The organism is Halobellus ordinarius (assembly GCF_031823395.1).
Taxonomy (GTDB): Archaea; Halobacteriota; Halobacteria; order Halobacteriales; family Haloferacaceae; genus Haloquadratum; species Haloquadratum ordinarius.
The window spans coordinates 508431-521429 of the sequence record NZ_JAVQKJ010000002.1; the positions used below are offsets into that span (position 1 = coordinate 508431).

At 64.6% G+C, this 12999-nt stretch carries 12 protein-coding genes; 8 read left to right on the forward strand and 4 right to left on the reverse strand.

Annotated features, from left to right (window positions below):
* Positions 1 to 47 precede the first annotated feature (47 nt).
* On the forward strand, positions 48 to 977 hold the full coding sequence (locus RJT48_RS02865) for a branched-chain amino acid transaminase (protein ID WP_311170713.1): 930 nt from the start codon (positions 48 to 50) through the stop codon (positions 975 to 977).
* Positions 978 to 1233: 256 nt separating this feature from the next.
* Here RJT48_RS02865 and RJT48_RS02870 read toward each other — a convergent pair whose 3' ends face one another.
* Positions 1234 to 1821, reverse strand: coding sequence for a DUF502 domain-containing protein (locus tag RJT48_RS02870; protein ID WP_311170714.1), 588 nt, complete (start codon positions 1819 to 1821; stop codon positions 1234 to 1236).
* A gap of 103 nt (positions 1822 to 1924) precedes the next feature.
* On the opposite strand from RJT48_RS02870, the gene RJT48_RS02875 reads away from it, so the two are divergent.
* A complete protein-coding gene (locus RJT48_RS02875; protein ID WP_311170715.1) occupies positions 1925 to 2467 on the forward strand; it encodes a CDP-2,3-bis-(O-geranylgeranyl)-sn-glycerol synthase in 543 nt (180 codons plus the stop codon).
* 140 nt (positions 2468 to 2607) lie between these two features.
* Here RJT48_RS02875 and RJT48_RS02880 read toward each other — a convergent pair whose 3' ends face one another.
* Positions 2608 to 4278, reverse strand: coding sequence for a histidine kinase N-terminal 7TM domain-containing protein (locus RJT48_RS02880; RefSeq protein WP_311170716.1), 1671 nt, complete (start codon positions 4276 to 4278; stop codon positions 2608 to 2610).
* 90 nt (positions 4279 to 4368) lie between these two features.
* A complete protein-coding gene (locus tag RJT48_RS02885) occupies positions 4369 to 5169 on the reverse strand; it encodes a UbiA family prenyltransferase (protein WP_311170717.1) in 801 nt (266 codons plus the stop codon).
* Between the two features lie 576 nt (positions 5170 to 5745).
* Between RJT48_RS02885 and pyrE the strand changes: the two genes are divergently transcribed.
* From pyrE to RJT48_RS02910, 5 genes are all read left to right on the forward strand, one after another.
* Positions 5746 to 6282, forward strand: coding sequence for an orotate phosphoribosyltransferase (pyrE, locus tag RJT48_RS02890; RefSeq protein WP_311170718.1), 537 nt, complete (start codon positions 5746 to 5748; stop codon positions 6280 to 6282).
* Between the two features lie 115 nt (positions 6283 to 6397).
* The gene (locus tag RJT48_RS02895; RefSeq protein ID WP_311170719.1) at positions 6398 to 7114 is read left to right on the forward strand and encodes a phosphoribosyltransferase family protein; all 717 of its coding nucleotides are present in this window, start codon (positions 6398 to 6400) and stop codon (positions 7112 to 7114) included.
* Between the two features lie 151 nt (positions 7115 to 7265).
* Positions 7266 to 8654 carry an NCS2 family permease gene (locus RJT48_RS02900; RefSeq protein WP_311170720.1) on the forward strand — a complete coding sequence of 463 codons (1389 nt, stop codon included), beginning with the start codon at positions 7266 to 7268 and terminating at the stop codon, positions 8652 to 8654.
* 90 nt (positions 8655 to 8744) lie between these two features.
* A complete protein-coding gene (locus RJT48_RS02905; protein ID WP_311170721.1) occupies positions 8745 to 10139 on the forward strand; it encodes an aryl-sulfate sulfotransferase in 1395 nt (464 codons plus the stop codon).
* Positions 10140 to 10236: 97 nt separating this feature from the next.
* A complete protein-coding gene (locus tag RJT48_RS02910) occupies positions 10237 to 10494 on the forward strand; it encodes a glutathione S-transferase N-terminal domain-containing protein (RefSeq protein ID WP_311170722.1) in 258 nt (85 codons plus the stop codon).
* Between the two features lie 81 nt (positions 10495 to 10575).
* Here the strand turns inward: RJT48_RS02910 and RJT48_RS02915 are convergent, their stop codons facing one another.
* Complete coding sequence (locus RJT48_RS02915; protein WP_311170723.1) at positions 10576 to 11553, reverse strand: transcriptional regulator; 978 nt, start codon at positions 11551 to 11553, stop codon at positions 10576 to 10578.
* Between the two features lie 140 nt (positions 11554 to 11693).
* On the opposite strand from RJT48_RS02915, the gene RJT48_RS02920 reads away from it, so the two are divergent.
* A complete protein-coding gene (locus RJT48_RS02920; protein ID WP_311170724.1) occupies positions 11694 to 12971 on the forward strand; it encodes a TiaS agmantine-binding domain-containing protein in 1278 nt (425 codons plus the stop codon).
* Positions 12972 to 12999 lie beyond the last annotated feature (28 nt).

Genomic DNA, 12999 nt, shown 5'->3' on the forward strand with positions numbered 1-12999 from the left:
GAGACGCTCCTGTAGGGTTTTATACCCCGGGCGGTAAATCTGGGCGTATGGGATTCGACGAGATGGACGTCGACACGATCTGGCAGGACGGTTCGTTCGTCGACTGGGACGACGCGACGGTCCACGTTCTCACACACGGTCTGCACTACGGCACTGGCGTCTTCGAGGGCGTCCGCTGTTACGACACCGAAAACGGGCCGGCGATCTTCCGCTGGGACGAACACCTCGACCGCTTCTATCAGTCGACGAAGCCGTACGATATGGAACTCCCGTACTCCCGGGAGGAACTCACCGAGGCGACGCTTGAGTTGCTCCGCCGACAGGAACTCGAGTCGTGCTACATCCGCCCGGTCGCGTTCTACGGTTACGGCTCGCTCGGCGTCAGCCCCAAGGAAAACCCGGTGAACGTCGCGATCGCGGCGTGGCCGTGGGGCGCGTACCTCGGCGAGGAAGCGCTGGAGAACGGCGTCGAGGTGATGATCTCCTCGTGGCGCAAGCACGCCTCCAGCCAGATCCCGACGAACGCGAAGACGACCGGCCTCTACGTCAACTCGCTTCTGGCCGGCGAGGAGGCCCGCCGGAACGGCTACACCGAAGCGATCGTCCTGAACAAGGAGGGCAACGTCGCCGAGGGCCCCGGCGAGAACATCTTCCTCGTCCGCGACGGGGAGATCTACACGCCCGGCCTCTCCGAGAGCATCCTCGACGGCATCACCCGCCAGACCGTGATCGAACTCGCCCGCGAGCGCGGCTACACGGTCCACGATCAGGCGGTCATCTCCCGCGGCGAACTCAACACCGCCGACGAGCTGTTCTTCTCCGGCACCGCCGCGGAGGTGACGCCGATTCGGAAGGTCGACAACGTCGTCATCGGCGACGGTTCGCGCGGCCCGGTCACCGAGGAGCTCCAGCAGGCCTTCTTCGATCTCGTCGAGCGGCGGACCGACGCCCACGACGAGTGGTTCACGTACGTCTAGGAACCCACCTTTTTGCTGCGTCGGGTGCGCCTGCGGCGCACCCTCCTTGCAAAAATCTGGACCAAAAAACTCCCGCTCGCTCGGCCTGCGGCCTCGCTCGCGGTACAATTCGGTGAAACAACAGTTGATCGGAACAGCGATGCGTACAAATTAGCGCCGTACGACGGCGAAACACGACTCGTCTGCGACTCCAAGTGTGAGGCTGCGACTCGATTTCAACGGCGGCTTTCGCGGCTTGCTATGCGTCGGTCGACGCTCAGTCCTCCGAGCGCGTGTCGATATCGATCGGCGACGGACGCTCCTCGTCGCCGAAACCCGCCGATAGCACCCGGGTCAGTGCCTCCTCGACGGTCTCGTCGGTCTCGACGATGTCGTCGGGGTCGACTTCCATCACGAACCCCGTGGTGATGTTCGGCGCGGTGGGCATAAACAGGACGACGCGGCCGTCCTCGGTGATCTTTCCCGTCTTGAACGCCGTCATCCGCATCCCGCTCCAGGGTTCGATCTTCACCGGCTTCTGGAGGTCGTCAGTTCCCGAAACGGCGGTCTCGACGGCCAGTTTCGAGGCGTTGTATAGCACCCGAATCAACGGGACACGGTTCATCGCGGCGTCGAGGTACGTCTCGAACAACCGGCCGACGGTCGTCCGCATCAGGTAGCCGACCGAGAGCACGAGCATCACGAAGACGAGGACGGCGACGAAGAAGCCGAACGGCTCGGCCAGCCGTCGGATGACCGGGAGGTCGACGATCTGCGAGTAGAGGTAGTTCAGAACGAACAGAATGACGAGGATCGGCGTCAGGACGACGAGCCCGCTGGCGAAATCGCGCCTCCACGAAGACATTTGTCAGGCGATACGTTCCCCGCTGGGATTAAAGTGACCGCTTTCCCGACAGTCGTGCGGCGAGACCGGCCACACTTTTGTCGCCGCCGCGGGACGGGCGAGTATGGTCTTCGATCTCGTTGCTGTCGCGTTCTGGGTGATGCTCCCCGCCTACGTGCCGAACAACATTGCGGTGCTGGCTGGCGGGGGCGCTCCGATCGACGGCGGCCGGACGATGGGCGGCCGTCGCCTGCTCGGTGACGGGAAAACGTGGCGTGGGACCGCGGTCGGCACTCTTGGCGGGGTGGCGCTCGCACAGCTCCTGAACTACGTCGAACCCGTCGTCGCCGATGCGATCGGTGTCCCCGTCCCCGCGTTCCCGCTCGCTGCCGCCGTCGGGCTCGCCCTCGGTGCGATGCTCGGTGATGTCGGCGCCTCCTTCGTCAAACGTCGTACGGGGCGAAAGCGCGGCGCGGCCTTTCCTGTCGTCGACCAGCTCGACTTCGTCGTCGGCGCGCTCGCGTGTGCTGCCCTTTTCGCTCCCGGGTGGTTTCTGGCGACGTTCACGCTGCCCGTCGTCGCCGTCGTCGTCGTTCTCACGCCCGTGCTCCACGTCGCGACGAACGGCATCGCGTACGTGTTGGGCCTGAAAGACGAGCCGTACTAACCAATCTTTATCTGCCCCGGGTCGCGCTGCGTGCGATCGGAAACTCCACTCGGATACCGCACACGCGACGCCGTTTTGCGGTTGTGCCGGTAGTCGAATACCGACAACTCAGAGCGGGAGCAAGGCGGAAGCCCACCCCTTTAGGAGTGGGTAGCTGACGCCTCCCCTGGCGGGACTGCGATCTCGATGACCGTACCGGTCGGATCGTTGTCGCTGAACCGCACTCTGCCGCCGAGGAGCTCGGCCCCCCACTTGATTATCCAGAGCCCGATCCCGCTGCCGTGTTTGAGCGACGATTCGGCACCAGCAGAAAGCACAGACAGTTCGTATTCGGATATCCCCGGCCCGTTGTCCCGGATCTCGACGGTGACCTGCTCGTCCGTGACGCCGGTGACAATTTCGATTCTGGGGTCGTCGCTGTCGTTGTGCTCGGCCGCGTTTTCGATGGCGTTCAGAAGTACCGAATCGAGGACGCTGTTGACCGACGCGTCCCGACCAGCACGTCGGTACTCGACTGTCACGTCCGGGAACCGCGATCTGGCCTCCCTGACACACTCTTCGCCGATCGTGTGCAACGATCGGAAATCGGATTCCTCCCGGGCCCGACTGAAGAGCCTGATCGCCTCGCGTCCTTTCTGCCCCAACTCGTCGATTCGGAGTACGCTTTCTTTCATTCGCTCCGCGTTCTCGCCCGACAGGTCATCGGCGTATCCGAGCAGCAGGTTCGTCTCCGTTTTGATGTTGTGGCGGAGGACGCGATTGAGGACCTCCAGGCGCTGTTCCTGTCGCAGAAACTCGGTGATCTCTTTGAACGTCACGACACGCCCGATCGTTTTTCCCCGGTCGGACGTGATCGGGGTGACTTCGACCTCGAAACTACGTTCACCCGACCGGGTCTCGACCCTGAGGAAGTCGCCGAACGATCCGGACTCGGGAAATTCCTCGTAGTCCGGGATCGTTTTCGGCGCCGGCGACCCGAGTACTTCGTCTCTCGTCTCCTGGAGCATTTCGAGCGCCGGTTCGTTGATGTCGATCACGGTATCACCGATGTCGAGGACGATCACACCCTCTTGAACTCCATCGAACACCAGCTTTCGGGCTCTGTTGTTCGGCGCCGGATTCGTCCGCAACAGGTCGAAATGCCGGAGCGCGAACAGGTAGATGACGCCGGAAAACGAGAAGGCGATCGGCGTCGGATCGATGGGCGTGGCGAGAATATCCGCGAGATACCCCAGGTTCGTGGCCCACGGGGCGATGAGCGCGCCGATGAGGGCGTACGCCTGTTTTCGAAACGTGAACATCTGGCTCAAAACCAGTTCGAGCAACAGGACGCCGCCCGCAGCACCCACCAGATACGTGTAGATCGCCACGATCCAATACCAGACACCACCGTTCTCGTTTTGGATGGTGCCGGCGTCTATAGAGCCGGTGATTCCGATTCGCAACAGGTCCTGATACGGCCCGAGAGCGACGAGGACGACTGTCACGACCGGAATCGCGGCGAGCGCCGCCACGTATCGCGGATACATATACCGATCCCGACCGGTGTACTCCAGCGCGAAGAGGATCCACCCGAGCGGGACTGCCACGACGCCGACCCACATTGCGTGCATCCAGAACAATTTCGCCTCGACAGTCGGTGCCTGGAGTCGGAAAATAAGCGTAATCGACCAGAATACCTGCCCACTCAATAGCAGCACGAGCGCTCTCGCTCCCGGCTTCGATCCTTCCCTCCACGCCAGGATGGCCGAGGCGGAGCCAAGCACGACCGAAAGGAGTAGCGAGAGGAGCAACGGGATTGGTTCCGACACAGTCTTCCAATTTTCCTCTTTGTATACGAAACTTCTGTCACCGAAAAAACAACTTGCGTGGGTGACCGCGAAAAATTGTTTCGGAGACAGCTAGGCGAAGAGCACAACCAGGAGTCCGCCGGCGACAACGACGTGGTTCATCTCGCCCAGCAGTTCCAGTCGACGGTAGTTCTCGCTGCGCCCGACGCGACTATTGAGGAGGACTGCAAGTGCGCGGCCGACGAGGAGGACGGAAGCGAAGAGCGCCGGCAGGTGTCCACCGACGTACGCCCAGATCACGACGAGCACCGACAGGGAGTTGATCACGTACAACAGGTGTCGAGTCCGCCGGATGCCCACGACCGTCGGGAACGTCGCGACACCGTTTCGAGCGTCGTCGCCGATGTCGCGGACGTTCGGGATCTCCGTATTGGCGAAGATGTCGATGAAGAAGTAGACGGCGAGCACGACGACGACAGGGGTGATCGTGGCCCCGGCGAACACGATGGGCAGGAAGACCATCGCTGTCGCCCACGCCAGCGCGACGAGAGTCGAGTTGAGGATGAAGACCGTCTTCAGCCGCTTGATCGGTACACTCGAGGATCCGGGCAGATCCACGGCATACAGGACCCACGTCGCGCCGGGAATCAAGGTGATCGCGAGTGCGAGCGGGCCACCGAGCGTGGAGATCGCGATTGCGAGTCCGTACGCCCCTGCGGACGAAATCGAGAGCAAACGCCTGTGCCGGCCGATGAAGGCGCTTCTATCGGACGTCGCTTCAGGGTCGTACTTCACATCGCTGATTCTGTCGCCGACGTACACGCCGTAGGCGACCAGTCCGACGACGACGGGCGCTGGATTCGGTGACAGCGAGAGCATCACCATCGTAATGAGCGTTCCAGCGACGCCCATCCCCACAATATCGAGTTGCGTGAAGATGCATACTTGTTTGATTCGTTGCCCCAGGCCGGAAGACGGCCAAAAACTTTGCCGATTTACGGTGGACGCCCCACCGGAGTTTATCGGTGACTCTGGTGTTTCACTTGACATAACTTCGGAATGGCACCCCGAGAGAACACGCGCTGTCCTCCCTCGGACGCCAAATACGGTTTATAGCCACCTGATAATAAACATCAACTGAAAATATCGGTTTGGTGACGACGGCTGGCAAGTCACCATTACCCCCGGACACCGGACACCTGCCGTCTCCGACGGTGGTGGTCGACCCTATAGTAGCGTTTGCAAGTCTTCACTCATCAGATCGCACGACTGCGTGCGATCGAATGAGCAATAAGTTGCAAACGCTACTATAGCGTGGACCGTCGTTTGCCTCGATGGGCCGCTGATTCACGATACCCGCCGCCGTTCCGGCAACCTGGGAGGTGTCCTTGGCGTGCTGCTTTCTCTCCGATGCGCTTCACGACGCTCCGGCTACAATCCCGTGTTGAACCGTCCCGTTTAAGCGCCTTCCGCGCGCTCGCTCACTTAATGACCAACGACGAACTCATCGCGGCGCTGCGCGACGCCGACGCGATCCAGTTCGGGGAGTTCGAACTCTCACACGGCGGCACCTCCGAATACTACGTCGACAAGTACCTCTTCGAGACCGATCCGGGCTGTCTCCGCCTGATCGCCGAGGCGTTTGCGGCGAAACTGTCGGGTGAAAAGCTCGCCGGCGTCGCCCTCGGCGCGGTCCCGCTCGTCGCCGTCACGAGCGCCGAGACCGACACGCCGTACGTCATCGCGCGGAAGGAAGCCAAAGAGTACGGGACCGGCAACCGGATCGAGGGCCGACTTTCGGCGGGTGAGGAGGTCGTCGTCTTGGAGGACATCGCCACGACAGGCAAGAGCGCGCTCGACGCCGTCGAGGCGCTTCGGGACGCGGGCGCCGTCGTCGACCGCGTGTTAGTCGTCGTCGATCGACAGGAGGGCGCACGCGAACGACTCGCGGAGGCCGACGTCGAACTCGACGCGCTCGTGACCGCCGCGGATCTCCTCGACGATACGGACGCGGAGGGCGCCTGACTCCGGCGTTTCACTGTCTGCCTCGGAGCTTCCCGACTACAATCCACGTTCGTGGTACTTTTGCCGAGTATACGTATCGATATATTCATACTTGCGTAACATCGCACATCGAAATATGAACAGAGCGGAGAAAGCGGCCCTCCAGTTGCAGGCGGTTGCAGTCCTGCGGATGCTCAAAGAGACGCGCACGTACGACCAACTCGCGGAGTTGACCGGTCTCCCCGCCGGCGATCTCAACCGGTACGTCAACGGTCACGTGCTCCCGGGCGCCGAGCGTGCCCGCGAGGTCGTTACCGGCGTCGGCCGCGACGCCCTCGCCTCGGAACTCCGCGACCGCGTCGAGTTCGACGACGGTGGCTATCTCGACAACTCGAGTGTCGTCTTCGATCAGTCGTTTCTGGACCTCGTCGCGCCCGTGGCGGCCAACTCGCTGGGATTCGAGCGCCCTGACGTCGTCCTGACCGCCGCGACCGACGGGATCACCCTCGGCGCCGCGATGGCGAGTTACTTCGACGCCCGCGTCGCCTACGCCAAGAAATCGAAGGAGACGGCCGTCGAGGAGTTCATCGAATCGCGGCAGCGGCTCGCCTCCGGAATCGAACTGACGTACTACCTTCCCGAGCGGGCGCTCTCGGGCGGCGAGCGCGTGCTGGTCGTCGACGACCTCATCCGCTCCGGCGAGACCCAGGAGTTGCTTTTGGACATCGCTATCCAGGCGAACGCGGACGTCGCGGGCGTCTTCGCGCTGATCGCCGTCGGCGACGACGGCATCGCGCGGGCCCGCGAACGCACCGACGCACCCGTCGGCGCGCTCTCGACGTTCGAGGCGTAATTCGCTGACCAGCCCCCTCGAGGCGTAATTCGCTGACCAGCCCCCTCGAGGCGTAATTCGCTGACCAGCCCCCTCGAGGCGCAGGTCGGCGACGTCCGCACAGTCGATGGAAACGTTTATCGACCGGATGTGTGATGTGCCGACGTATATAATGGGACTTTCGGACTCCCTGGGTGGATACTTCGACGTTCAGGCGCACGATTCGTCGGTCAGAACTGAACTGCTCGCCGGGCTGACGACGTTCCTGACGATGTCCTACATCGTCGTCGTCAACCCGGCGATCCTGGCGCAGGCCATCTCGATCGAGGGCATACCCTCGGGCGAGATCCAGTCGATGCTCGCGGTCGTGACGATCATCGCGGCGGCGACGGCGACGTTCGTGATGGCGGTGTACGCGAACCGCCCGTTCGCGCAGGCGCCCGGCCTCGGGCTGAACGCGTTCTTCGCGTTCACCGTCGTCGGCGCGCTCGGGATCCCCTGGCAGACCGCGCTCGCGGCGGTCGTCGTCGAGGGGATCCTCTTTATCATCCTCACGGCCGTCGGCGCCCGGGAGTACGTGATCGGGCTCTTTCCGGAACCGGTGAAGTTCGCCGTGGGGACCGGGATCGGGCTGTTCCTGGCGATCATCGGCCTCCAGGCGATGGGCGTCGTCGTCGACGACCCCGCGACCCTCATCTCGATGGGCTCGCTCGCGTCGAATCCGGTCGCGATCGTCTCGATCGTCGGCCTCTTTTTCACGTTCGTGCTCTACGCGCGGAACGTTCCCGGATCGATCATCATCGGCATCCTCGCGACGACCCTCCTCGGCTGGTGGATCACGGCGTTCGGCCCCGTCGCCCCGGACGCGGGACTCGTCGCTGGTGCGGCCACGGTCAGCTACGATATCACGCCGCTTGCGGGCGCATTCGTCTCCGGGTTCGCCGGCATCGAGGCGTTCACCTTCGCGCTCATCGTGTTCACGTTCTTCTTCGTGGACTTCTTCGACACCGCCGGCACGCTCGTCGGCGTCGGTCAGGCGGGGGACTTCCTCGACGAGGACGGGAACCTCCCCGGCATCGACCGGCCGCTTATGGCCGACGCGATCGGCACGACCGTCGGCGGGATGCTCGGGACCTCGACTGTCACCACGTACATCGAGTCGGCCTCGGGCGTCGAGGAGGGCGGTCGGACCGGCCTGACGGCGCTCACCATCGCGGCGCTGTTTGTCGCCTCGCTGGCGATCGTCCCGCTCGCGACGATCATCCCGCTGTACGCCTCCCACATTGCGCTGGTCGTGATCGGCGTCCTGATGCTCAAGAACGTCGTGGACCTCGACTGGGACGACATCACGAACGTGATCCCGGCGGGGCTGACGATCCTGGTGATGCCGTTCACGTACTCGATCGCCTACGGCATCGCCGCGGGCATCGTCTCCTACCCGCTCGTCAAACTCGCCGCCGGCGAGCGCGAGGACGTTCGGATCGGCCACTGGGTGCTGGCGGGTGCGTTCGTCCTCTACTTCGTGGTCCGGACGGGCGGCATCCTGACCGCGCAGGTGTAGCGCCGCGCTGCCGGCGCCGCTTCCCTTCCCCGGCGCATCGCTCTCCGCGGACCGCAAGAGATTCATCGATGACCCGCTCATCATTCGGGTGTGACTCTTCCGCCCCTCTCCCGCGCGAACGCGGTTCGGCTCCTGGCACTCGTCGTCGTCATCTCCCTCCTTGCGCCCTCAGTCGTCTCGGCGGTGACGTACGATCCCGCTGAGGACACGAGCCTCGAACAGGGGACGATCACGAGCCCAGCGAACGACTCGACGGTCGTCAGCGTCCAGGGCTTCACGTTCCAGGGGCAAACGAACGCGAAAAAGCCCGCCCGCCTCGTCTCGATCGGCCCGCGCGGGGACCTGGAGTGGATACACAACGACACCGTGGGCGGGAACGCCTGGTTCTTCGACGTCGATCCGTTGCCGAACGGGAACCTGCTCGTCTCCTCGCCGCGGGCGGGTGATACAGTCCTCTTCGAACTGGATCCAGACACCCAAGAACGCGTCTGGCAGGAGCGGTTCAATATGACCGACACCCACGACGTCGCATATCTCGGTGACGACCGCATCGCCATCGCGAACATGCGGGAGTGGAACGAATCGGCGGGCAGAAGCGACGACCGGGTCGTCATCTACAACCGTTCGAGCGGGGAGTTCACCTGGGAGTGGTACTTCCGGAACCACTACCCCGAAGACACCGACGGCGGCTACAGCGAGGACTGGACCCACGTCAACGACGTCGACCCGGTCGGCGACGATCGGCTCCTGCTTTCGCCGCGGAACTTCGATCAGGCCATCGTCGTCGATATCGAATCCAAGGAGATCGTCGAACGCCTCGGCAGCGACGGCGATTACTCCGTGATGCGCGAACAGCACAACCCCGACTGGCTGGAAAGCGAGAACGGAACGCCGACGATCCTGGTCGCCGACAGCGAGAACAACCGCGTCGTCGAATACGCGAAGGAGGACGGCGAGTGGGTTCGGACGTGGGAGGTCGGCTCGGAGACGCTCACCTGGCCACGGGACGCCGACAGACTCCCCAACGGCAACACTCTCGTGACCGACACGCTCAACCACCGCGTGATGGAGATCACGCCGACGGGCGAGGTCGTCTGGGAGTACTACGCGACCTGGGGGCCGTACGACGCCGAACGGATCGGGACCGGGCCGGAGTCCTCCGGCCCCACGATCCGCGATCTCAACAAAAGCGGTTCCTACGCCATCACCGGGAGTGCGAACCTCACTGCCGGGGGGAACGGCAGCGTCGGCTTCGCGGGCCGGGTCCGCGCCACGTTCGCGGGGACGCCGCTCGAGGGGCCGATGCACGAGTTTGCGACCCGCTGGGCGCACGTGACGCCGTGGATCCGTCCGGTCTGGATGTCCGGCTGGGACTTCGCGTGGGCCATCACCGCGGGACTCGCCGGAATCACCTGGGTCAGCGGCGAACTGATCGCGGGGCGGCGACGGATCGTGGCCGGCGTCAGGCGACTGCTGGATCGCTGATAGACCGTCGGCTTTGCGGCACCTGAGGGTGCGCTGTGATGCGTCTCCGATGCACGCGACCGCGTGACTCTTTAGGCGGTATCGCGTACTGAGTGTGATGTCAGATCTCACTCTGTACGAACTCGAAAGCTGTCCGTACTGTGCGAAAGTTGTCAACAAACTCGAGGAACTCGACTTGGAGTACGAGTCGGTGAAGGTGCCGTCCGCGCACAGCGGCCGGACCGAAGTAAAGGAGATCAGCGGCCAGACCGGCGTTCCGGTCCTCGTCGACGAAGCCAACGGCGTCGAGGGGATGCCGGAGAGCGACGATATCGTCGAGTATCTCGAAGAAACCTACGGCGCCGCCGGGAACTGATCCGGTCGGCTACGGACTCTTTCGACACTCGCTATTTTAGGCCGGAACGACCCGGAGCGACACCGAGACAGACCCCGACACCTACGCCTCTGACGGCTCCTGCGAGCGATCGCGGATGAGTTCGCGGATCGCCTCGGGGTCGTCGATGGCGGCCAACTCCTCACAGCTGACGAGGGCGGTCCCCTCGACGGCGTCGCGCTTGGAGTCGTCCTCGGTGAAGTACACCGACCGCGTCTGTGTCACTTCCCCGAGCGAGGACATGATCCGAGCGCGTTTCTCGGCGCTCCGGGTGAACGCCGAGTGGCCGGTGAGCATCGGGGTGAAATCCCGGCGCCGGCCGTCGTCCTCGCTGACGGCTTTGAACGGGGCACGGGCCGTCGGGTGGACGGTGAACCCCGCCCGCGTCAGCACGTGGACCACGTGTTCGTCGTCGGAGTCGGGATCTGGATCGTCCGGCATCGGCTCCGCGTCCCGGACCTCTCCGGCGCCGTCCATCACTTCGACCGGGCTGGAAAAGGGCTGGTCGAACATCTCTTCGAGTTGGATCGCCACTTCGATGCTCGCGTTCATCCCGTCTTCGTACTTCGAGACAGTGCGCCGCGAGACGCCGAGTTCCGACGCCAGTTGGCCGAGACTCCAGCCACGTTCCTCGCGTTCGTCCGCGAGGAGGTCGCCGTCGATGTTGACGTAGAGGCCGCCCGGCGCGGCGTAGATGAGCGGCGGCACGCCCTCGACGAACAGGTCCAGCGCCGTATCGGGGTTGAACACCGGGACACCGTGGCGGAAGTACACAACGCCCGGTTTCAGGTCCTCGTCACGCGTTCGCAGTCCGACGACCATCGGCGTCGCGTTGAGGTAGGTTCCCAGCCGGCGCATCTCCTCGCCGGTCGTCCCGTCGAACGCGTCGATGTTCCCCAGGATCTTCAGGAGTACCAGGTCCTCACCGCGGCGCGCGGCGATATCAAAACTCTTCGGTCGGATCTCACAGCGGTCGCTGACGATGAACCCGGCGTCCTCGAGCATCGCCGTGACGTTTCCGACTAGCGCGGACCGCGACATACCCGAAAATACGCGATTCAGCCCATATATGCGTTGTGCCGTCGGGTTCGTCGGCTGAGTGACCAGTTCGACCCCGGTTTCGGCTCCACGCTCCCACTATCCCGAAAGCGGTTAGCCCACGCGTCGATTAGGGGATATCGATGGCGATCATCGGCCTCGACGACACCGACTCCCGCGAGCGAGGGATGTGTACGACGTACCTCGCGACGCGGGTCGCCGAGGCGATCGTCGACGACGGCGGGACGGTCGAGCGGCGGCTACTGGTACGGCTCAATCCGGCAGTCGAATACAAGACCCGGGGGAACGCGGCGCTTGCGCTCCACACAGACATCGATCCCGATCGGGCGCTGAATCTCGCCGCGGCCGAACTGGAGCCGCTGGCCGAAACCGACGATCCCCGGACGAGCCCGGGGGTCGTCGTCGCCGACGATCCGCCCGAGGCGGTCCCGCGGTCGGTCGCCGATTTCGCGCGGCGGGCGGTTACGGACCTCCTTGACCCCGCGGAGGCGACGGATCTGGCCGATACCGCCGGCTACCGCCACCGCGGCTGGGCTGGCGGCCGCGGGCGGATCGGCGCGCTCGCCGCCGTCGGCGCGTGGCGCGCGTTCGACGAGTGGACGCACGAACACATCGCCTACCGCGAGTTCGAGCGCTGCGGCTCTCCCCGCGACGTCGACGAAGCGTCGGTCTTCGCGGCCGCGGACGAGTGGTATCCGACCGCGTGGGACACGGTCGATCGGGTCGAACGGCAAGCGGTCTGCGTCCCCAACGCGCCCGGGCCGATCCTCCACGGCATCCGCGGCGACGATCCCGACACGGTTCGCGAACTGGCAGGGCGGGTCGAGAGCGAGCCAATCGAGCGGGCGGCCACGTTCGTGACGAACCAGGGCACCGACGCGCACCTCCGGGACGGCACTATCGGCGACCTCTCGGACGGTCGCGCCTACCGCGTCGACGGCACCGTCGTGACCGATCCCGAGACCAGAACCGGCGGCCACGTCTTCTTTACGCTCGCCGGGCGGGACTGCTCGGAGGAACGGGTCGACTGCGTCGCCTTCGAGCCGACAAAGCGGTTCCGCGAGCGCGTCCGGGCGCTCCGTCCCGGCGACGAGATCACCGCCTGTGGGGAGGTGAGCGACGGGACGGTGAAACTGGAGAAGTTCGCCGTCCGATCGCTACAGCGGACGGCGGAGACGACCCCCACCTGCGACGGGTGCGGCCGCTCGATGGAGAGCGCCGGACGCGGGCAGGGCTATCGCTGCCGGGACTGCGGGACGTCGGCGCCGGGACCCGAGACCGTTGAGGTCGACCGCGACCTCGAACGCGGGTGGTACGAGGTGCCGCCGTGTGCGCGCCGGCACATCGCGAAGCCGCTTGTCCGCGGCGGCTTCGACGCGCCGGTCCATCCCGAACGGTGAGTGGTCGCGGCTGTCCCTGCTCGCCCGT